Here is a 22848-nt window from a genome sequence, read left to right as displayed (position 1 = left end):
TCAATTTTCCTTTCTACCATTTTTTTGTAACCAAATCATATTCCGGACGTGTCTAGTTAACCTAATTACGAATTACGAATTACGAATTACGAATTAGTATTAGCTTCCTCCTACATTCATTGCTGTTAAAAAAGCCTTCTGGCTCACATCTCTGTAAACTGTATTCAAAGACTTCATTACCACATCGCTCGAAGTTGAATTTACTGCATTTTCCTCTTCCTTCGCTAGGGGGATTGCTCCTAATACATCTAATACCATCTCGCTGGTAGACGGCGCAATCACTACCAAGGATGACTCTAGTGGCTCATTGTATTGCCAGAAAGAATCAATTTTTACGGAGTATTTGTTATTAGGAATTGACTGTTGAATATCGGGCGTTTCTGTGGTATTGGGTTGAATCTTGGCACTACGTAATTGACGTAAATCGCTGATAATTTGCTCTTTGGTGCGTCCGCGCAATTGAAATAGTACAAAGGGGTCTTCACTGAAGCGATCGCCTAACTGATAGTACAGGGCACCAATGTGTTTACAGGGATTTGCTTTATCAGGACAAGAGCATTTACTCTGGACATCACCAAGGGTAAATGGAAATATCGAAAGGCCATTAGCCGTGAACACTTCTTCTATATTTTGTGGCATTTCTCCTGCTAGTAATTTGGCAGCAAAAATTGCTTTTTGGGACATGCTTTCAATTACATAACCCCATTGTTCATCGGTAAATGGTTCAAGGGAAAGAGAAACTTTATAAGGTTCTACTTCACTACCTTGCACTCTAGCTAATACTTTTGCACCTTTAAATTCGATACTCAAAACATTCCCTTGACGAGCATAATTTCTTGCACGCTCTAAACGCTTTTTAAAACGATAGGAATCTAGCAAATCTAGCCATTGTTGTGACCACCATTCTCGACTTGCTTGTAATGTGTAATTAGTCATAATAAATTTAAAATTATAGAATAAATGGGTTGATATCGTTTTGTGACAGTTACCTCAGACTCTAGCATTTATGGTTGGGAGCATATCAGTTTCGCAAAGATACGGCTACAGATTGGAAGCCTGAGACTACATATAGACGTAAAACCTTGAATTAATTACGAATTACGTTAGCGTAGCGGTAGCGAGTCCGCGAGCGTCATTACGAATTACGAATTATTCCATCTCTGCCTTGCGCCGCAACCGCTCAACTAATTGGCGCGTCCAATCCAAGCCCTGATCGCGCAGACGCTCTTGGATATCCAGGGCAGACTGTGCTAATAGTAGCGCCTCTGCATAACGCCCCTCCTTCTCCAGAACTTGCGCCAGCCCTGCTTTAGCGTCAGCCACCAAGTCTTGCCGTCCCACTTCCTGCGCCAGGGCTAGCTCACGCTCGTACCAGGGGCGGGCTTCTGAAGGCCGATCGCGGTTAAGGGCTAGAAGTCCCAAGTTGCCGCAATAAATTGCTTGTCTTTCTTTATTTCCCAGTTTTTCTTCTATCGCCAATGCTTGCTTGTAGTAGGATTCAGCCCGATCATAATGTCCCTGCGATCGCGCAACTTCACCCAGATCGTTGAGGGCGATCGCTTCACGTTCTTCGTCTTCCAACTCTCGGTGAATTGCTAATCTCTCCTGGAACAGCCGCTCCGCCTCTGCCCAGTCCTTGCGTTGATCTGCAATCACTCCTTGCATACCGATTGTTACAGCCTTTTCGAGACGACTACCGCCCCGCTCCATCGCCTCCGCCATCTGAGCCGCCCAACTTGCTGCCCTATCAGTATCGGCGCGATTGTAGTAAATCCAGGCAACATTATAGGCACCCCAACCAGCATCGCTCCACTGACCGAGCGCCTTTCCTGCCTGATATCGCCATTCACCCAAGCGCACCATCTCATCCCAGTAGCCGCGAAACCAGAGGAAGTTATTCAAAGCGGTTTCCAAATCGATGAGCATCTGGGCAGCCTGTCGGTCTTTCAAAGCACTGGGGATACCTGCCATCTCCCGCAGGGTTGTTGCCACACCCTCTAGATTCTGCCACTCGGCTTCCAACTTGTCATGGGTTTTGTAGGCATCTTTGCCATAACCCCCGTTCTTCTGGGCAAAGTCTACCCAGTAACGCAGGACTTTGCGTTGGGCAGTAGAGTCAAACCACTTCTGGGCATAGCCTAACCAGTAGTTCAGAACTTTTGGAATAAAAGAGTCAAATCGATTTTCACCCGCTAGCGGCTGCGTCCCTATAGTAATAGTATCTGTCCCAACCATAGCTGCTCGAATATAAGAGCGGGTGAGGGGGTGCAGTCCAAACCGTTCCCCATCCAAGTCATTTACCAAAGATAGAGTGACTAACCGCTCTAAAGAAACTTGGATTTCAGTAAGGACTAAATCTGTAGCATCTACTAGTGCTGCTTTTGTTCCTGGTGTCTGGAATACAGCTAAGGCAGACAGCACTGTGCGATCATTTTTAGAGAGAGTTTTGGCAGCATCGGCAAACAGAAACCCGTAGAGATCCTCAGATTTGGCGGCATTCCGCAACCGCTCTAGGGCAACACTGATGGAGTAGCCTTTGTGTGCCACCTGTCCCAATGTCCAATCCAGCGCTAGGGGATTACCACCAGATGCTTCACATAAAGCGGTCAATATCTCTGGCTTTGTGGCGTTTAGTTCCTGGGCTAGACGGGGGTGCGATCTTCCCTTCGCCTGCATTAATTCCAGAGCTTCTGCCTCTAAGAGACGATCTAAGCGGATGGTGATGGCGCTTTCCCCAGTGCGGCGGCGGCTGGTGATGATGGCTTTGTTGGGGGTGGGCAGTTTCCGCAAAAACTCGGCAATCATATCGCCTTCTTCTGTATTCAGAGTTTCCAAGTTGTCCCAAATTAATAGGGTGCGCCGTCCCCGCAGAGCATCGAGAAGGGCGCGGCGGCGTTCTGTGGCATCAGTCATTTTCACAATATCTGTCTGTCCCAACCTCTTGGCAAATTCCCGGCAGAAGCTATCGAGAGAAGACAGGGCGAGGGTTTCTTCTCGCACTCCTTCAGCTGAGAGCCGGGTAGTCTTGGCAGAAACAAACAGGTAGGCATCAAACAAGGCTTGCTTACGGGCTAGGTGTGCTACCTCCAGCGCTAACGCCGTTTTGCCCATACCACCAATACCATCGATCGTCACACCCCAACCGCGCTCTTCTGGTGAAAGTGCTTCCAAACAACGGGCGATTTCTTGTTTGCGTCCCACAAACACATCGTTATAGCGGGGCAGGTTATCGGGCAGGCTTTCTGGGCGTTGTCCCTGTAACTGGCTTAATCGCGCCTCTAGACTAGTGACTTCTTTTTGTTTTTCCTCCAGTTCGATCTGCAAATCCACTGGAACTCGAATCCCATAACTAGCTTTTTCCTCCTCTAATATCTGGAGGGCGCGACGAGCGCGATTGAGAGTTCGCTGTAGTGCTTCTTGATTATCCATAGGATTTGATAAAAAGAAATCTCAGGATTTGCAGTTGAAAAAAGGCAAAGGGCAGGAGGAGCAACAATATATCCACTTTTCCCAAATCATTGAGGGCGATCGCCTTTAGCAGACGCTGCGTACATTCGCTCTTAGCTTACTCATCTAAACTTTCTGCGATCGCTTTGAGCAGTGCCTCAAAATCTGATTGTATATGAATCTCTTCCGTCAGAGCATTCATATCCTTCAGCAGGTTTATGAGATTAGCAAACATATTACGAATTTCAGTATATAGGTCAATTTCTTCTCTAAATCCCTGTAAATAAGCAGCGCTAACTGTTTTTATAGCGTCATTTAAATCTTGAATTTGCTTTTCCCAATACTCAACATATTTAATTCTTTCAATAGGTTTATAAATTTGTGCATCTGCTAAAACTATGGGAAAAATTCTATGATAAAGTTTTCCATTTTTGGCAATTTCAACTAATTCATACATGCAATTTTCAGACTTCAAATATTGGTCGCTGATTATCACAATTATGCATTTGCCACGACTCAATCGCTGCATGAATTCTTGAAATCGTCCTTTGTAGCCAATTGCATTTTTATCCCGAATGATTGTAATGCCTTTTGCCTGAAATGCTTTCTCAAGTTGTTGTAAAAATGTTTTGCTGTGATTATCTCGCCAAGTGTAGGAGATAAAAACTTCCTTTTGCTTGCTTTCTGACTCTACTTTACCAATGCTGTTTTTAAGATGACTCAATCGCGCCTCTAGGCTAGCGACTTCTTTTTGTTTTTCCTCCAGTTCGATTTGCAAATCTACTGGAACTCGAATACCAAAACCAGCTTTTTGTTCTTCTAATATTTGGAGGGCGCGACGGGCGCGGTTGAGAGTTCTCTGTAGTGCTTCTCGATCGTCCATAGAGTTAAATCAAAAATAAATTTAAGAGGCTTTTAAATAGAAAAATTCAATAGATACCTTGCAAAGGTATCAATTTTTAACTATTTATTTATGCCTCTACGTGAGTTAAAAAAATATTGATTCAAGAAGTCTAATTCATACGAAATTATTCTGCATCATCATCAATTACTGCACTACGATCAAGTATTAATAAGTTGCGAAGTTGGTCTGTATCCAGTTCAGTCAACCATTCTTCACCAGCACCTACAACTTGTTCAGCTAGTTGTTTCTTACTTTCGATCATGTCATGAATTTTTTCTTCTAAAGTGCCTGTACAAACAAATTTATGTACTTGCACATTCCGGGTTTGACCAATCCGAAATACTCTATCTGTGGCTTGATTTTCCACGGCTGGATTCCACCATCTATCAAAGTGGAATACATGATTTGCTCGTGTTAAATTCAGTCCGACACCACCCGCTTTCAGAGAAAGAATCATAATCGGTGGTCCTTGAGGATCGTGTTGGAAACGGTCGATCATTTCCTCCCGTTGTTTTTTACTGGTGCTGCCATATAAAAAGAATATTTCTCGCCCAAGCTGTTTTTCTAAATAGGGTTTAAGTAATTTACCCCACTCAGCAAATTGTGTGAATATTAGAGCGCGATCGCTTTCTGCTAAAACTTCTTCTAACATTTCTTCTAGCCGCAGAAGTTTGGCTGAATTATGTTGCTCTAATGTCGCTTGTTTCAAATATTGGGCTGGGTGATTGCAGATTTGCTTGAGTTTGATTAGTAAAGCCAAAATCATCCCCCGACGTTGCAATCCTTCAGCAGATTCTATCTCTACTAAAGATTGTTCTACAATTTGTTGATAAAGCGCAGCTTGTTCACCAGTCAGACCGCAAAATACGGTCATTTCTTGCTTATCTGGTAAATCTTGAATAATGTCGCGATCGCTTTTCAATCGCCGCAGTATAAATGGTTGAACTAATGAACGTAATTGAGTCAAAGAAGCCGTATCACCATACTTTTCGATTGGCATAGCAAATCGGCGCTGGAAAAATTGCTTATTGCCTAAATAGCCAGGATTGAGAAAATCCAAAATAGACCAGAGTTCTTGCAGTCTATTTTCTACTGGTGTCCCCGTCAATGCAATACGAAATGTCGCTTCTAATTCTCGCACTGCTTTTGACTGCTTCGCCTCTGGGTTTTTCACATTCTGGGCTTCGTCTAAAACAATTATCTGCCAAGATACACTTTGCAATGACTTGATATCTCGATGAAGAAGTGAGTAGCTGGTAACGATTAAATCGTGCTTTTTCACAGCTTCTAAAAACGCTTTACCTTTTGGGCGTTTGTCACCGTGATATTGCAAAATTTTCAGGCTGGGTGCAAATTTATTTACTTCCCTTTCCCAGTTACCTAAAACTGAAGTTGGACAAACTAACAGTGTTGGATTTTCTAGCGCATCCTGTTCTTTAAGATGTAGCAAAAAAGCGATGAACTGCACGGTTTTACCGAGTCCCATGTCGTCTGCGAGACACGCACCTAAGCCCCAACGTTCCAAGAAGGATAGCCAAGCAGCACCACGTTCTTGATAAGGCCGCAACTGTCCTTTAAAAGCTGCTGGTGTGGGCAAAGGTGCGATCGCTTGATTATTGTTTAGCGCCCCAATTAACTCTTGCAACGCCCCAGATGCCTCAAAGCTAACCACTGGTAATTTTTCAATTACCTGGGTATCCCCTGTACTGAAACGCAAGGCATCTTCCAAGGAAAGGGCCATTTGATCTTTGCGAGTGGTAAAAAATGTTTGGGCTGTTTTGATGTCTTGGGGGCGCAATTCCACCCACTCGCCGTTAATTTCCACAAGTGGACTATTTAAAGCCACCAGTTTATCAAACTCAGCTTTAGAAATAGTTTGTCCGCCAATTGCCAATTGCCATTGGAAATTTAGCAAACTTTGCAACCCCAAACGTCCCTGCTTTTTCTTTGGGGTTTCGGCTGAAATTTTCAAACCCAAACGATTCGCCCATCCTTCGCGGTTCGCCAAACTGGGAGGCAAAATTACTCCCAAACCACTGTCTTCTAACCTCCAAGCTACAGCTTTGATAAACTCATAAGCTTGCATGGGGGTGATCCGAGAAAATTGGGGATATTCGGTTTCAAAACTGGGTGCGATCGCTGGATATAATCTGGAAGCTACACCCAAACCTCGCAAAAATGTTTCCTGTGGTTGCTCAATTGTCCGATTTTCATAAACCAATCGTTCAACTGGATTGTTCCAAATAGTTGCCGCATCCACCAAAAACTCAGGATTGTCAGCCGCTTGCAAATAATACGCCAATGTCCAATCTGTTTCGCCAGACTCTGGAGAACGCAGTTGAAAACAGGTGCGAAATAGAGTTTTAAGAGTTAATTGGTATTGTAGCGGCATAGTCCAAGCCTTCAGTGCCGCTTCCAATCGTTCCACTTCAATTGCATTTGCATTAACTGTATGAGATGCACTAGTTAACGCTTGCAACCACTGTCGCACCGCAGCTGGTAAAGATGCAATTGCCTTAGCTTCAATTGGAAGTTGAGAACCCACCATTTCTCGCACTTGGGCATCTATCGTACTGTTCAGAAATCCCAGCAACAATTCTTGAGGTTCGGTAGGAAAGTTTACATAAAATAGGGATTGAAAAAACTCCTCCCCAGTCCCCAATCCCTCTTGATAAGTCCGACAAACCAACGGCATATTCGCAGAAAATTTTTCTAGACGAGTTCCATCTACAGCACTATCTAAAAGTACTTGCCATTTAGCAGCAGCACCATCTGATTGTCGGTTAATTGTTGGTAAAAACTTACACCGCGAGATTAAATCTAAACTCCACCGGGAAACTTGCGACCAAAAACGTAAATCTCCACCCAAAAAGGCATCTTCCCCTTTAGCAGCATTTAAGGGAACAGCAGAGAGAAATTTTACTGCTTCACTGGGCTTGAGACAAAAACCTTCAACTCGCCACGGTTGCAGATATTGCGGGGAGTCTGTATCTAGCCCCAAGCTGGCAGAATGCACAGGGAAAATCGCTGCTGTTCCTTCACTACTATCTTCTGGGATATAAGTTGGTAGGGCAACGATTTGCGAATGTATTGGCAAACTGATCTCAGTGGCACTGGCGGCTTTCCGTGTTCGCCCAGTAGTAGCCATCGCAACTTGAGGTTTTTGAATGAAGTTGGTAATTGCCATGTTCTGCGATCGCAACCACTCACTCAACTCAACTGATGTCATCGCCAATGGATGTAGTGGTATATCTCCAAAGCCACTAGACTCAAAATTTACTCGTGGCGATCGCCAAGTTTCTCCCCAAATAAATAAACTACCAGTTTGATTTTTTAGTAACCAATTACAGTGTAAAATCGCCATTTGCTAACTACTTAGATTTTCCCAAAATTCAATAATTTAAATCGTCAATATTCTACTTTTTAGATTCTTGCCAAATATTTTTACGGCAATCGTTCCATATAATAATTATTTCAGCAGTTAATTTGCATAAAGATTATTAATTAATGGATTTTCCTATTGTTCAAATTTTAAAAAGCGGGATAATAGTTGAACTAGATTATATGCATCCTCAAGAACAGGAGGTTGTAAGAGCATTACTCAATGTTGTAATTGTTGAAGATAAAACTTATCCCCAAAAGCAATCTCTATCTCAGGCAGAATTTTCAGCTTACTGGTTGAGTAAGGATGCCTTTGTTGTCAGGACATCTGTTCAGAATGCTACACACAAGCCAAAAGAAATATTAGGGGCGTTTTATTTAAAACCAAACTTTCCCGGTCGGTGTTGCCATATTTGCAACGCTGGTTTTATTGTACAACCTGAGTTACGCGGTCAGGGGATTGGGCGGTTCATGGGAGAGGCTATGCTCTTGATAGCAGCAAACCAGGGCTATGAAGCAGTAATGTTCAATTTGGTCTTTGAAACTAATATACCTTCAATTACACTTTGGCAGTCGTTAGGATTTGAGATCATTGGGCGCATTCCGCGTGCGGCGAAGCTAGGGGATGAACAAGTGGTAGACGCGCTGATGATGTATCGTGCTTTGGGTTGATGACTTATAGCCATTTTCAATTGGTGAGCTATACGTATGCAGACAAACCTAACCCCCTAACCCCCTTCACGACGCGGGAAGGGGGAAAAATTCAAAGCCTCTCTCCTCTTAGGAGAGAGGTTTGGAGAGAGGTCAAAATTTTACCTAACTGAGTCGAGAACCACTTCTCTATCTTTGTATGTACTAGAAGTCAGTCATAGTGCATAAATGTTAGGATTGCCACAGAAAGAGAATAGCGAAAGAGAAGGAAAAAAAACTGAATGGCAGAAGTTGATAAGTCAATATCCTTCGATGGAAGGGATATTCGACTGAAAGTAGGCCTACTAGCTCCCCAGGCTGGTGGGTCGGTTTTGATAGAATCAGGGGATACATCCGTTTTAGTGACGGCTACGCGATCGCAAGCCAGAGAAGGCATTGATTTTCTTCCCCTTACAGTAGATTATGAAGAAAGGCTATATGCCGCTGGTAGGATTCCCGGAGGGATCATGCGCCGAGAAGGTCGTCCACCAGAAAAAACAATTCTCACTAGCCGTCTTATAGACCGCCCCATGCGTCCCCTGTTCCCTTCATGGCTACGGGATGACCTGCAAATTATTGCCTTAACGCTGTCGATGGACGAGTTAGTTCCACCCGATGTGTTAGCAGTTACAGGCGCTTCAATCGCTACCCTGATTGCCCAAATTCCTTTTAATGGGCCAATGGCAGCAGTGCGGGTTGGTTTAGTGGGAGATGATTTCATTATTAACCCCACTTATGCAGAAACTGAAGCCGGAGACTTGGATCTGGTAGTAGCAGGTTCACCACATGGCGTAATCATGGTGGAGGCGGGAGCCAATCAGTTGCCAGAGCGAGATATTATCGAGGCGATTGACTTTGGTTATGAAGCAGTGCGGGACTTAATCAAAGCACAGCAAGATTTAATCGCAGAACTGGGTTTGGTAATAGTGCAAGAAGCACCACCAGAAGTAGACCAGACTCTGGAAAATTATATCCGCGATCGCGCTAGCGGCGAGATTAAGAAAATCCTGTCTCAATTTAGTTTCACTAAACCCCAACGCGATGCAGCTTTAGATGTCGTCAAGGATGAAATTGCCGCGACAATTACCGAACTGCCAGAAGAAGACCCAATTCGAGTTGCCGCAACTGCAAATAAGAAGGCACTTGGTAACACTTTTAAAGATATTACCAAACACTTCATGCGGCGACAAATCATTGAAGATAACGTCCGCGTTGATGGTCGTAAACTCGATCAAGTGCGTCCCATTTCTTGTTTAGTTGATGTCTTACCAAAGCGAGTCCACGGTAGCGGTTTATTTAACCGGGAACTAACTCAGGTATTATCCACTTGTACTCTGGGTACACCTGGGGATGCTCAAAACCTTAACGATGACATGCAGCTAGATCAGCACAAGCGTTATCTGCATCATTACAACTTCCCGCCGTTCTCAGTCGGGGAAACCAAGCCAATGCGGGCCCCAGGAAGGCGCGAAATTGGTCACGGCGCATTAGCAGAACGAGCGCTGCTACCTGTGCTACCGTCAAAAGAACAATTTCCCTACGTGATTCGCATCGTATCGGAAGTGCTTTCCTCGAACGGTTCCACCTCAATGGGTTCAGTCTGTGGTTCCACCCTCGCCCTGATGGATGCTGGTGTACCAATTCTCAAACCCGTCAGTGGCGCAGCAATGGGTCTGATTAAGGATGGGGACGAAGTGCGAATCCTCACCGATATTCAGGGCATTGAAGACTTTTTGGGCGACATGGACTTCAAAGTTGCTGGTACAGATACCGGAATTACCGCCCTGCAAATGGATATGAAAATCTCCGGTTTGTCGTTGGAGGTTATTTCCCAAGCCGTTCACCAAGCTAAAACAGCCCGGTTGCACATTCTGGAGAAAATGCTTGCCTGCATTGACACGCCGCGGACTGAAACATCAGCTTATGCCCCACGTCTGTTAACAATCAAGATTGATTCAGACATGATTGGTCTGGTAATTGGGCCTGGAGGTAAGACGATTAAGGGGATTACAGAGGAAACTGGTGCAAAAATTGACATCGAAGATGATGGCACCGTGACAATTTCCGCTGTGGATGAGAACAAGGCGAAGAGAGCCAGAAACATCATCCAAGGCATGACCCGCAAGTTACACGAAGGGGATGTTTACGCAGGACGCATTACTCGGATTATACCGATAGGTGCATTTGTGGAATTTCTGCCTGGAAAGGAAGGGATGATCCACATCTCACAACTAGCTGACTACCGCGTTGGCAAAGTTGAGGATGAAGTAGCGGTGGGCGATGAAGTGATTATCAAAGTGCGCGAAATTGATAACAAAGGTCGGATTAATCTCACTCGCTTGGGTATCCACCCAGATCAAGCAGCAGCAGCACGGGAAGCTGCGGCGGTGAATCGGTAACTCGATTTGGGATTTTAGATTAGATAAAATCTAAAATCCGCGATGCCTACTGTGAAGGCATCGCCGTATGCTTCTCTAATTAGTTGCACGGCATTTATAAAAAACAGCAATCGGAATATAATTAATAAAACTTAATCATAATAATCCTTATTTCGAGCGATTAATCGCTCACTATGAACTAGGATTTTATTTTTAATTATGTCTAAGTAGGGGCAATTCATGAATTACCCATAATTTAACTTTTTAAATAGGGTAAGCAAGCTCACAAGACTTATTGGGAATGACTTGTAGTGTTTCTGATGGCAACTCACCGAACATTTGTTTGTAATCTCTGCAAAAATGTCCAGTGCTACAAAATCCCCACTTGTGAGCTACCTGCATCACGGTTGTTATCTGAGGGTCAGCATCTCTTAAAGTACGGCGTACTCCATTGAACCGTTGAATTTTCAGATAAGCGATCGGACTTATACCAAAAATATCTTGAAAGCTATAACATAAGGCGCTACTGCTAGTTCCTAATTCGTCGCACAGTTGTTTTAGGGTTAAAGGGCGATCGCTATAAGATTGTGCAATCTCTTCAGCCTTCTTGACAATGGAATAACGGCGGAAGGTTTTTATTCTGTGTTGATTTCCTTGTGCGCTCTTTCCCAGTGTATTAATCAGCAATGGCAAAAAATCTTCCACGATCAGGGATTGCATCTGTGGCTGCATTAATAATGATGGTTCGCCGATCAATATTTGAGTGATTTGCTGATAATAAGCTCTTAAATGGCGCAATGAAGAAGGATGGAAACGGATTAAATTTTGCCTGAGAAAATTTAGCCCCAGATTGTATCCCATTTGTTCGGCGAAGGATTGAAAAACTCGTAAATTAAGCCTTGCAATCACTATATGAGAGTCTTTCCCTGTAATTATATTGGTTTCTCCCGTTGGATCAAACCCAAATATATCCTGTGTTTTTATCGGGCAACCATGAGACAGTACCTGTGTCTGATTAGCTGGAAGCATAGTTGCAAATGTCACATCATTGGGAGACTTTGGCCCCCTCAATGTCACAGCTTGATTAGAGGTGATATGGATAAACTTCAGACCTCTAAAGTCTGCAAAATTAACATTTCCCACAAAATGACCGGGGGTTAATTGATTGGCAGTGCCGAATGGATTGATGACTTTAGCACAGGTATCAATATCATCAAACTGGCGAGCGATTACCAGAGGCTGAATGTGAGAGTCGTGGTTGGAGATGAGCGACATAAATTGGGATTGTAGTTGAGCAAAATCATGAAATCGTGAGCTTTAGCGAGGAATACAGGGATTAAGCCAATAATACACCCTCTAGTGGTGTTTATTTAGATATGCAAAAGTTGGAATTTTGGAATATTTTGAAGTCTCAAATAGCTGCATAATAGCTACATGTCGCAGCCGATACATTTTTTCGAGGAAATGGGCTATGAAGTGGATCTAAAACTTCAAAGCTTCCCGCTTACCTCGTTAGGTTATCTACTAGGACTACCAACTTTTTTAGTATTCTTACATCCCTACCCTAATGCTGATTCGCCCTTGGTGCTATCCCTTGGGTGTTTGCATAGCGTATTTGACAGTAGTAGTCTGTCAAATACATTTTGATGGATAAAAGAACGAACCGCAATCGCGCAGCGTCTCGTTAGAGAAGAACGCAAAGAGTGCTAAGTAAAAAGGAAAGAAGAAAAATTGAAAGATTTATTTATCCGTCAATTAGTTCTTGGCAGACTAGTAGAAGACTTGCCAAAAACCGGGATATAAAATGTAATTTTTAAGTAGGCATTGTTCAATCTTTAATTTTTATGAAATAAAAATAGATGATATTTATATTTTCATAAAAATTAGAATTCAATACAGTTAAATTCTTGATAAAAACAATAAGCAAAATAGTTTTGTGATCGCTACTTAAACTACAGTTATTTTTGACTAAAAAATACTCAAATACCTTTTAGCTAACCTATGGAAGCACTTTTAAACGCTATAAAAAATATCAATTACTCTGGCATACCGATTGCCAAAATTGCTACTTTTATTATTATCTTGACGCTGACACAGTTGTTGAGACGATTTTTTGTTGGAGTCGTTATTAAAAGCATTGAGCGTTTTACTAGCAAAACAAAAAGTACACTTGATGATGAATTAATAATAGTTATCAAGCCTTCTTTAAGTTGGCTGATTCAGATTGGTGCATTTTGGCTAATCAAGGAAATTTTGGCAGATAATTTAGGGACTGAACTAAGCCAAACAATCGGTAAGACACTCAACTTAGTAGTTGTGTTTATAGTTGCATACATTGTTTATCGAAGCTCTTCTATTTTGGGTCAGATAATAGCCAACGTAGTGCTACACACAGAAACTGAGCTTGATGAATTGCTCAGACCTTTAATGCCGAAGATTTTTCAATCAGCAGCAATTATTGTACTAACAATTAAGATAAGTGAGATATTTTTAGGACAATCGGCGGCGGCATTGGTTGGTCTATTAGGTGGTGCTGGTATCACTTTAGGTTTGGTGTTAAAGGATATTGTCTATGACTGGTTTTGTACATTGATTATCTACTCTGATAATCTTTATCGAGAAGGTGACTGGGTGGGAGTATCAGGAGTAGATGGTTTTGTGCAGATACTCAATATCGGATTCAGAACTACAACCCTCCATATAACTAAGTAAGTCGGCATAAAAAAACCAAACTATGTGAAGATAAGTAAATACGTAGAATATATCTACTAAGGTCACTTGTATATGGGCGCTCGTTTAAGGGTATTCCTCACTCGTGAGCAAGACCGCAGCCTGCTAAAACTCAGAACTGCGAATGTGCCACAGAAAGTGAAAGACAGAGCAGAAGTTATCAGATTGAATGCACATGGCTGGTACGTAGAAAAAATAGCAGTTCATTTTAATTGGACTCCACAAACAGTTAGAGAAGTCTTACATAAATGGCAGAAGTTTGGAGTGGAAGGGCTTTGGGAATTACCTGGTCGAGGGGTAAAACCAAAGTTGAGTGAAGTTGACATCATATTTTTGGAAGAATGCCTTAAAAAAGAGCCACGCACCTACAACAGTCGCCAACTCACTGAAAAATTAGAACGCGTAGGCGCAGCCCGCCGCAGGCATCGCTCCATTAAAATGAGTCCTGACAGATTAAGACGGGTACTCAAAAAAAGGGGGTCATTTGGAAACGAGCCAGGAAGAGTCATAAAGGGAAACAAGACGCTGTAGTAAGGGTTGGCAAACAAGCAGACCTAGATATGCTGGAATTAGCTGCTGCCACTGGAGAAATAGATTTAAAATTTTTGGATGAATCAGGGTTTTGTGCATGGAGTGAACCGGGTTACACCTATTACTTTAGAGGTGAGCAAAAACGACTAGAACAAACCAAACGCCGTGGTAGGAGATTAAGTATTATCGGGTTTCTTCAACCTCTTATTAGCTTTATTTACGGTTTGGTTATTGGTGGCGTTGACAGAAAATCTTATATCCAGATGATGGAGGAAGAAGCACTTCAAGCTGAAAAGTCTGGGCGCATCAGAGTCATAGTGCAAGACAACGGGCCAATACATCGCTGCAAAGAGGTACAGCAGTTATGGTCTAAGTGGGAACAGATGGGGTTGTACATTTTCTTTCTGCCCAAATATTGCTCCGAAATGAATCCAATTGAATTGGAGTGGCAGCACCTCAAAAAAGATGAATTGTCAGGACAAGTGTTTGACGATGAATTAGACCTTGCCTATGGGGTAATAAAAGGTATTCAAGCCAGGGGAGAGCGAGGAAACTATACTACAGAACGTGTTAAATTTTACTCGAACCATTCTCCTTAACTTTTTGTTACATAACTATAAATTTTTCCGCCGACTTACTTATATTCCCTTCCCTTTAGAACAAGTTAAACCTGCGCCTGACAGTTTGCAATTTAATCTTTTGGGATTAACTTCAGCACAGATCGATAAATTTGTTCAACAAACTAGCGAGAGAGGTGTTGCAATCCAAATTTTTGGAAGAGACGATAATTCTCGCTATTACAAAAACTGGCAATACTCATTTACAGAACTACCCAATCTAGAGAAAACCGAATCTATTATTTCTTCGGCTTGCGATATCAGATTGCCATCATCTTTTGATTTCAACGATCTCAATTTAATAGGCTATATTATCAAAGATGTTCTCTATAAAATACTGAGAGAAGATAATCATCAAGATTATCCAAATGGATTAACAGACTACTTTGAAAATATTGAAGAAGTAAGAGGAAAATATGATAATTGGGTATCATTTTATGACCAGGAGCATTATAATAACGGCTGGACGATTTTACTCAACCATATTTCTTACACTTTAATATCGTATTTGAAGAAAGACGATCTCGTTTTAGATATTGGGTGTGGTACAGGGTTATTAGGGCGAGAACTTAATTCTTACGGTTTCAAAAATCTCCAAGGTCTTGATATTAGCCAACAGTCTTTAGACAGATTAAAAGACCTGAATATATACAACACTTTGCATCTAGAAGAGTTGGGTAGCACTCTTTCTTTTGCTGATAATACGTTTGATGCGTTAGTATCAACTGGGGTTTTTACTCGCAATCAAGTTCCTTTAGAAAGCTTTGAAGAACTGATTCGGATTCTCAAGCCAGGTGGTATTTTTGCTGTTGTTCTCAGAATAGAAGATGATGACTTTTATTACAAACCTATAAAAAATTATTGTGCAATAAAGATGTGGCAAGAAGTTTTAAAAACAAGAATCAGTGTATTACAAAGCTGTAACCACGAGCTAGTGATTTTGCGGAAGCAGAATATTTTGTAGATGAAATTAAGGTAAAGTAAAGAAACCTAACACCAGAGACGGAGAGTGTTAGGTTGAACACACCTTATAATAAATTGGTTTCATCGTCCCATAACAGCAATTTAGTCACACCATGAGTAGTCTACAATCTGCTAAACCTCCAAAACTTGATAGTTGCAATAACCAAGTTATCCTCGATTACTTTGAGAATGCTTGGCAACTGGAAGATATGTTATTAAAAAGTCTGGTTGGGGAAGAGGCATTTTATCTCAATCCTGACCCTTTGAGAAATCCTCTAATTTTTTATCTGGGACATTCGGCTGTTTTCTACATCAATAAATTAATTCAGGTGGAATTATTAGAAAAACGCCTCAATCCAGATTATGAAATATTGTTTGAAATTGGAGTTGATCCAGGAATACCAGAAGAATTGAATGAAGCGATCGCTCATCTTGAATGGCCGCAAGTTGCACAGACTTGGGAGTATCGAGAACAAGCATATTCTGTAATTTCTGAACTAATTAAGACAACCCCAATTAGTCTACCAATTTACCCTAGTCATCCCCTTTGGGCTTTAATGATGGGAATTGAACACCAGCGTATTCACATTGAAACTTCTTCAATGTTAATTCGCCAACTGCCAATTGAGAGAGTGAAACGTCCCCAAAATTGGCAATATGCACCTTTTAATGGTTACACTCCTCAGAACGAAATGATAGAAGTTGCTGGTGGGGTAGTAAAACTCGGTAAAGCCGATGATGATTCGACTTATGGATGGGATATTGATTATGGCGATCGCACTGTTGAAGTTGCACCTTTTTTCGCCAGTAAATATCTGATTACCAATGCCGATTTTATTTATTTTGTCAAAGCTGGTGGTTACGAAAATCAAGAATATTGGGATGAAGAATCTTGGAATTGGAAAACTCGATACAACATTCAAAGTCCCAAATTTTGGTTACATGAAAATGGTAGTTACAAATATCGAGCCATGTTTGATGAAATCGACTTACCCTTATATTGGCCTGTAGAAGTCAATCATTATGAAGCAATGGCTTATTGTCGGTGGCAAGGTAAAGATACTCGCTTAATGAGTGAATCAGAATACCATTTAGCAACTTACGATGACACTTCATTAGATGATGTAGCAAATTACAATCTTAATTTAAAATTTGGCTCACCTAGCTCTGTTGGAATGTTAGAAACAGCCAAAAGTTATTCTGGATTGTATGATTTACGGGGTAATGTTTGGGAATGGTTGAGTGATAATTTAAACCCCCTCGCCGGATATAAACCTCATTTTCTTTATGAAGATAATTCTGCCATATTTTTTGATGATAAACATCAAATGATGTTAGGAGGATGTTGGATAACTAATGGTACAGAAGCTTTAAAATATTATCGCAATTGGTTTCGTCCCAATTTTTATCAGCACGCTGGTTTTCGGATTGTTCAAGATATCAAAAATTAGGGATTTTCAAGAAATATAGCGGTTCTCGTTTGCATAAAGTATATTTTTAAACCTCACCCTAACCCCTCTCCAAAGCATCCGCTACGGTGTACATACAAGTGCTGTCCACATACTTTCGCTTAAAACGTCCCCAAGGCTGGATGATAAACATCAGATGATGCTCGGGGGTTCTTGGGCTACTAATGGTTCAATGGCATTACCAACCTATTGAAACTGGTTTCGTCCCTACTTTTATCAACACACTGGTTTTATAATCTAGAGTGGTAAAACTCGCTAGAGGTGGGTTGGAAGCATAGTATACTCGTTTGATATTTTCTAAAACGGATACGTAATTAAGCCTCTAGTCTCACCTCTCCAGTTAGTTTTGCCGTTCTAGTTTATAATTGCTCAAGATTTGCAAGGAGATTGTTGAGAATGCGACCAAATCCAATCACACCAAAACCCGGTCAAGAATCAGTTTGGGATTATCCCCGTCCGGCTCGTTTAGAAGATAGCAACAAATCAATTAGGATAATTTGTAATGGTGTTGTTTTAGCAGAAACAACTAAAGCTAAAAGAGTCTTAGAAACTAGCCATCCTCCTGTTTATTACCTTCCTTCTGAAGATATTAAACTAGAATATCTGATTGAAACACCTAAAAAAACTTGGTGTGAATGGAAAGGTAAGTGTCAATATTATGATATTAGCATCGGTGATAAGTATATAAATAACGCTGCTTGGCGATATATTGAACCCACACCTGATTTTGTAACGATTCAAGAATACTATGCTTTCTATCCTAGTTTAATGGATGCTTGCTATGTAAATGATGAGCTAGTTATGTCTCAACCTGGTGATTTTTATGGAGGATGGATTACTTCTGATATTGTCGGGCCATTTAAAGGTAGCCCAGGAACAATGGGGTGGTAATTTAGGGACTTCCCTATTCCCAATGCCCCAAGCGACGGGGCGACTATCCCTCTACAGACACCTGGGGATGGATTTTCTCGTCGCTTTCATTTTTCCTGTTGATTTTTTGCAGATTGATTAGTAGCATCACTTGAAGTGTCCTTCTGCAACTGGCTTTTTAACAAAGCAATCAAACCTTCAGAAAGTTGAGATAAGGAATTTTCTAACTGGGATGAAAGTTGTAATGGTAAACTTCCAGAATCTAAATGTAGTGAGCGTTGTGGAAAAGGAATATTAATATTTTGTTGCCGAAAAGCTTCGTCAATTTTAAAATATAAATCGCTCTTAATTTGAAACTGTTTGCGAGGTTTAGCAATCCAAACTAGCAATTGAAAATTTAAAAAATCCTCACCATATTGTTGAAACCAAACAAGAGGTGTTGGTTTTTTTAAAATATCATGATTTTCATGCGCTACTTCTAATAATGCAGAGCGAATAGTACTAATATTTGCACCATAAGCCACGCGCACGGGCAATACTAGACGAGATACCGAACCCCGATGGTTCCAATTCACTACTTCTGTATCTAACAAACGCGAATTAGGTACAATAACTACTATGTCGTCTAAACTACGGATATGAGTACTGCGAGCATTTAATCGCTCTACGGTTCCCATAAATTTGCCAATTTCTACAAAGTCACCAACTTCAATAGCACGTTCAAAGGTAATCACAAAACCGCTAACTAGTTCTTTAGCGACTCCCTGTAAACCAAACCCGATGGCTACACCAAAAATACTGGCTAATATTGCTAGAGAACTGATATCCAAACCCCAAATTTGCAGCAACAAAACTGTACCGATAAAAATCAGACTGTACTGGATAGAAACTGCAATTGATTCTTGAACACCACGGCTAACATTGGTCATGTTTAGTACGCGCGATCGCAGCAAATTAGTCAGAGTTCCAGCTGTAGCTAATACTCCAAAAAATAAGCTGATAAAGATAATTATATTGATTACCGAATAAGAGCTTTCTCCAATGCTAATTACTGGTGACGTTAAGCTCATCCAAAGAATGTTGGCACTGCGCCTACTCCATTCTCGTGTTAAAGGAAATAAGTCAGTAATATAGATTGCGATCGCTATCCATAACAGCGATCGCATTACAAACAGGGTCAATTTTAAAAATAATTCAACTCCTTTGGGTTGCGCTCCAGTTTCGGGGTGATTCACTTCTCTCGGAAGCAACCGCCGTAACCAATAGCGCCAAACCCAACCTAACATTAAATGCAGAGCGATCGCACCCAATACTGATAAACCTGCAAATAACATTGCCCGCCAAAAATAACTTAAACTTCGTTCTTCTTGACCTTGCTGAATTGCCTCACGAATTCGTTGTGCCCAAATTTTTGCTTGCTCTTGTTTTGTTCTACCAGTAAAAGTATCTTCTTGCGTTACCGTCAGTAAATGGCGGCTATTCACTAAAATTACAGGTAATTGATTAATTTCTACAATCTCTACCTTCACAGGTTCTGAGAAACGGACTACTTCTCTTAAAATTAAGTTGGCATCCGCAGCACGACTTTCAGCACTAAATTGTCCTGCTTCACTCACTTCAAATAACTTGCGACCATCTACCGAAATCACATCTGTTGATATTGATTGAGCTTGTAGCGACATTTCAGTGGTTAAAAGGCATCCTATAATCATGTTTGCAACAATTACAAGGATGAAAAAACCAGTTATTTTCTTTCTTAGCATTTACTGTGTCAAAAGTAGAAAGCCCATCAGCTTTAGCCGTGGGATGAATACTTTAGTTACCATAGATCATTCCATCCCATCGCGCTTCGTGCAGCGCAATAGGATGGCTTCGTTCATGTAGCGGTTCTCGTTTAAGTGAAATACACCCGTAAGGGCACGGCACTGCCCATTGGTGTCAACTTAAGCTAAAAGTAGCTTCACTGTTAGGTTCCTAGCCCGCCTCGAACTAAAGTTCTAGGCTAATAGCTAAAGTCTACTAAAGTAGACTAAAGATTATTCGGATTATTTAGTCATCTTTAGATGACTTTCGCTATTATTCTTGGAACTTCAGTTCCTTGCGGGACATGGTTTTTACGTTAAGTTGACACTTATGGACACTGCCGTGCCCCTACACCTTGCAATATAATCTTGTACCAGTCTGAATGGGAACCGCTATATATCTGTGACTTCAGTAGCCTTTGCTTAAGCTTTTTTCAACCAGCTAAACATAGCGCGTAAATCTTTGCCGACTTCTTCAATTTTGTGTTCTGCTTCTTTACGACGCATGGCGGTAAATCCTGGTTTACCAGCTTGGTTTTCCAAAACAAATTCCCGCGCAAATTGCCCAGATTGAATTTCGCTGAGAATCTTCTGCATTTCGGCTTTGGTTTGTTCAGTCACAATCCGAGGCCCACGGGTATAATCGCCATACTCAGCAGTGTTAGAAATGCTGTCGCGCATTTTAGCTAAACCACCTTCCACAACCAAGTCAACAATCAGCTTGACTTCATGCAGACATTCAAAATAAGCCAATTCTGGTTGATAACCAGCTTCTACCAAAGTTTCAAATCCGGCTTTGATTAAAGCACTCAAACCACCGCACAATACCGCTTGTTCGCCAAATAAATCTGTTTCGGTTTCTTCGCGGAAAGTCGTTTCGAGAACACCAGCGCGAGTACCACCGATACCTTTAGCATAAGACATGGCGCGATCGCGTGCCTGACCACTAGCATCTTGATAAACTGCAAACAGCGCCGGTACGCCTTCACCACCTTCATAAGTCCGCCGTACCAAATGCCCAGGCCCTTTGGGTGCTACCATCACCACATCTACGTTAGCTGGTGGTACAACTTGTCCAAAGTGAATATTGAAACCGTGGGCAAAAGCTAACACATTCCCTTCTTCTAAATTTGGTTCAATCTCGTTTTTGTAAATAGTTTTTTGGACTTCATCAGGTAACAAAATCATGATAAAGTCAGCAGCATTGGCAGCATCTGCGACATTCTTCACAGTTAACCCAGCAGCTTCAGCTTTTGCTACTGACTTACTACCCGGATATAGTCCCACAATCACATTCAAACCACTATCTTTGAGATTGAGAGCGTGGGCATGACCTTGAGAACCATAGCCGATGATAGCAATAGTTTTTCCAGCCAAAAGGTCTAAATTGGCATCTTCGTCATAATACATCCGGGCCATAGAAGCATCTCCTGTCAGCAAGCATCGTCATTAATTCGCAGGCTTATGATTGTACCTCAAATTGAGTAACCACAGATTAACTGTCAATTATTGAATTTATCTCTTTGAACTCAGGGGGAGTGTTTACGATTCTTGTTTGTTTATACTTTATTTCTCAACACTATATAATAAATTGCGTTTTACCCTTATCCTCGATTTTGGGTAAAACACTCCCTTTGAGGTTGGCTTTCATGGCAAAGAAAATTGCATTTGGTTGGTATGGCGGCAAGTACAGTCATTTAGACTGGCTTTTACCCTTGTTGTCAAAAACGACCCACTACTGCGAACCCTTTGGTGGTTCAGCAGCCGTGTTGTTAAACCGGGAGCCTTCGCCTGTAGAAACCTACAATGATATCGATGGGCAGTTAGTCAACTTTTTTCGCGTACTACGCGACCAAAAAGACCAACTCATTGAGGCGATTGGGTTAACGCCATTTTCGCGTGAAGAATTTCGGATTGCTATTGCCAAAGAAGAAGAGAGTTTATCAGACCTGGAAAGGGCTAGACGATTTTTCGTCCGAGCGCGACAAGTCAGAACAGGCTTGGCACAAACCGCCAGTGTTGGACGATGGGCGCACTGCAAACTTACTAGCCGCGCTGGAATGGCTGGTGCAGTTTCCCGGTGGCTTGGTAGCGTTGAGGATCTGCCCGAAATCGTGCAACGGTTGCTACGCGTGCAAATTGAGAACGACCGAGTAATTGATATTATTCGACGCTACGATAGTCCAGAAACATTATTTTACTGTGACCCTCCCTACCCGCACGATTCCCGTGGGGATAGCAAGGCTTACGCTTATGAAATGACCGACGACCAGCATCGGCAACTAGCGGATGTTTTGCGTTCAGTCAAAGGTAAAGTTGCCCTTTCAGGCTATGAATGTTCGTTGATGCAGGAACTTTACGGTGACTGGAACTGCATTAAAGCGCCCGTGAAACACTGCCATTCCATCAAGCAGTTACGGCAAGAAGTACTTTGGCTCAATTATGCCCCGCAAGCCTCCACACTTACTGTTGAAGAAATCGCTCCATGTCCACAACCCCAGCAGCTATCCTTGATGTAGCTTTACAAAAAGCCGAAGCATCGATAGTCCAACCGATTGTCACCAACCCCAGCATTGCCGAAAAAATTGACTATGTATCGCGCTATGTAGGCAATCGTGCTGTAGTTCGTTTGTTGCTGGCCTGCTCTTTGGCAGCAATTCACCGTGGGAATGTTGATATCCGCAAGCCTTACACTGAAATAGGCACACCAGATGCTTACTCTGGACGCTACTACGATGAAAGTTACATCACAGCATTCATTAACAAGCACGAGTTGCCTTGTAATCCCACTACTGCGTTCCTTATGCCCTGCGAAACCGTAACATCACCTTAACTCCAGTAGTCAATCTGATGGGACGACCGCCCAAACTCTACGAAGTCGCCCTGCAATTACTTGATGATGTTCATCAAGGCAGAATAACTGCTGATGAACTGCTAGCCCAAACCATTCGCTGTCTAATTATTGCTCGGAACGAGAAGCGGCAGCGCATGGAAACACTACTAGAGAGCCAGTCCAGTAGAAGGCATTGACAAATTAAGCAGATTGTGAGCTAGTAAGGTGAGAAA

16 protein-coding genes and 1 pseudogene are annotated in these 22848 nt (G+C 42.0%); 10 read left to right on the top strand and 7 right to left on the bottom strand.

Annotated features, from left to right (window positions below; all coding sequences use genetic code 11):
- Window positions 1–99: 99 nt before the first annotated feature.
- From VB740_RS29030 to VB740_RS29015, 4 genes are all read right to left on the bottom strand, one after another.
- Window positions 100–936, bottom strand: a complete 837-nt coding sequence (locus tag VB740_RS29030; RefSeq protein ID WP_323203305.1) for an SWIM zinc finger family protein — start codon at window positions 934–936, stop codon at window positions 100–102.
- 213 nt (window positions 937–1149) lie between these two features.
- Window positions 1150–3429, bottom strand: coding sequence for a tetratricopeptide repeat protein (locus VB740_RS29025; RefSeq protein WP_323203304.1), 2280 nt, complete (start codon window positions 3427–3429; stop codon window positions 1150–1152).
- Between the two features lie 136 nt (window positions 3430–3565).
- On the bottom strand, window positions 3566–4330 hold the full coding sequence (locus tag VB740_RS29020) for a toll/interleukin-1 receptor domain-containing protein (RefSeq protein ID WP_323203303.1): 765 nt from the start codon (window positions 4328–4330) through the stop codon (window positions 3566–3568).
- A 145-nt stretch (window positions 4331–4475) separates the two neighbouring features.
- Complete coding sequence (locus tag VB740_RS29015) at window positions 4476–7715, bottom strand: DEAD/DEAH box helicase (protein WP_323203302.1); 3240 nt, start codon at window positions 7713–7715, stop codon at window positions 4476–4478.
- A 143-nt stretch (window positions 7716–7858) separates the two neighbouring features.
- On the opposite strand from VB740_RS29015, the gene VB740_RS29010 reads away from it, so the two are divergent.
- The gene (locus VB740_RS29010) at window positions 7859–8404 is read left to right on the top strand and encodes an N-acetyltransferase (protein ID WP_323203301.1); all 546 of its coding nucleotides are present in this window, start codon (window positions 7859–7861) and stop codon (window positions 8402–8404) included.
- Window positions 8405–8664: 260 nt separating this feature from the next.
- On the top strand, window positions 8665–10821 hold the full coding sequence (locus tag VB740_RS29005) for a polyribonucleotide nucleotidyltransferase (protein WP_196511082.1): 2157 nt from the start codon (window positions 8665–8667) through the stop codon (window positions 10819–10821).
- Window positions 10822–11064: 243 nt separating this feature from the next.
- On the opposite strand, the gene VB740_RS29000 is transcribed toward VB740_RS29005, so the two are convergent.
- On the bottom strand, window positions 11065–12075 hold the full coding sequence (locus tag VB740_RS29000) for a helix-turn-helix domain-containing protein (protein WP_323203300.1): 1011 nt from the start codon (window positions 12073–12075) through the stop codon (window positions 11065–11067).
- Window positions 12076–12801: 726 nt separating this feature from the next.
- Between VB740_RS29000 and VB740_RS28995 the strand changes: the two genes are divergently transcribed.
- The 5 genes and pseudogenes from VB740_RS28995 (at window position 12802) to VB740_RS28975 (ending at window position 18001) form a co-directional block, all read left to right on the top strand.
- The gene (locus VB740_RS28995) at window positions 12802–13512 is read left to right on the top strand and encodes a hypothetical protein (RefSeq protein WP_323203299.1); all 711 of its coding nucleotides are present in this window, start codon (window positions 12802–12804) and stop codon (window positions 13510–13512) included.
- Window positions 13513–13584: 72 nt separating this feature from the next.
- Window positions 13585–14660 (top strand): annotated as a pseudogene (locus VB740_RS28990) (IS630 family transposase).
- Window positions 14629–15642 carry a class I SAM-dependent methyltransferase gene (locus tag VB740_RS28985; protein ID WP_323203298.1) on the top strand — a complete coding sequence of 338 codons (1014 nt, stop codon included), beginning with the start codon at window positions 14629–14631 and terminating at the stop codon, window positions 15640–15642. The pseudogene VB740_RS28990 and the gene VB740_RS28985 overlap by 32 nt, the downstream one beginning before the upstream one ends.
- A gap of 112 nt (window positions 15643–15754) precedes the next feature.
- A complete protein-coding gene (gene ovoA / locus VB740_RS28980; protein WP_323203297.1) occupies window positions 15755–17092 on the top strand; it encodes a 5-histidylcysteine sulfoxide synthase in 1338 nt (445 codons plus the stop codon).
- Between the two features lie 414 nt (window positions 17093–17506).
- Window positions 17507–18001 carry a DUF427 domain-containing protein gene (locus VB740_RS28975; protein ID WP_323203296.1) on the top strand — a complete coding sequence of 165 codons (495 nt, stop codon included), beginning with the start codon at window positions 17507–17509 and terminating at the stop codon, window positions 17999–18001.
- 86 nt (window positions 18002–18087) lie between these two features.
- Here the strand turns inward: VB740_RS28975 and VB740_RS28970 are convergent, their stop codons facing one another.
- Entirely contained in the window at window positions 18088–19692 is a 1605-nt protein-coding gene (locus tag VB740_RS28970; protein ID WP_323203295.1) for a mechanosensitive ion channel family protein, read from the bottom strand.
- 513 nt (window positions 19693–20205) lie between these two features.
- A complete protein-coding gene (gene ilvC / locus VB740_RS28965; RefSeq protein ID WP_193948847.1) occupies window positions 20206–21201 on the bottom strand; it encodes a ketol-acid reductoisomerase in 996 nt (331 codons plus the stop codon).
- Window positions 21202–21431: 230 nt separating this feature from the next.
- On the opposite strand from ilvC, the gene VB740_RS28960 reads away from it, so the two are divergent.
- Genes VB740_RS28960 through VB740_RS28950 form a run of 3 tightly spaced genes read left to right on the top strand, consistent with a single transcriptional unit; the run spans window position 21432 to window position 22812 of the window.
- The gene (locus VB740_RS28960; protein WP_323203294.1) at window positions 21432–22301 is read left to right on the top strand and encodes a DNA adenine methylase; all 870 of its coding nucleotides are present in this window, start codon (window positions 21432–21434) and stop codon (window positions 22299–22301) included.
- Window positions 22268–22615: a hypothetical protein gene (locus tag VB740_RS28955; protein WP_323203293.1), complete on the top strand. Its 348-nt coding sequence runs from the start codon at window positions 22268–22270 to the stop codon at window positions 22613–22615. Before VB740_RS28960 ends, VB740_RS28955 begins: the two co-directional genes overlap by 34 nt.
- Window positions 22616–22632: 17 nt before the next feature.
- On the top strand, window positions 22633–22812 hold the full coding sequence (locus VB740_RS28950) for a hypothetical protein (protein WP_323203292.1): 180 nt from the start codon (window positions 22633–22635) through the stop codon (window positions 22810–22812).
- Window positions 22813–22848 lie beyond the last annotated feature (36 nt).

Source organism: Nostoc sp. UHCC 0251 (assembly GCF_034932245.1).
GTDB lineage: Bacteria > Cyanobacteriota > Cyanobacteriia > Cyanobacteriales > Nostocaceae > Nostoc.
The sequence above is the reverse complement of the archived record's forward strand: the minus strand, read 5'-3'. Positions and strand labels throughout refer to the sequence as shown.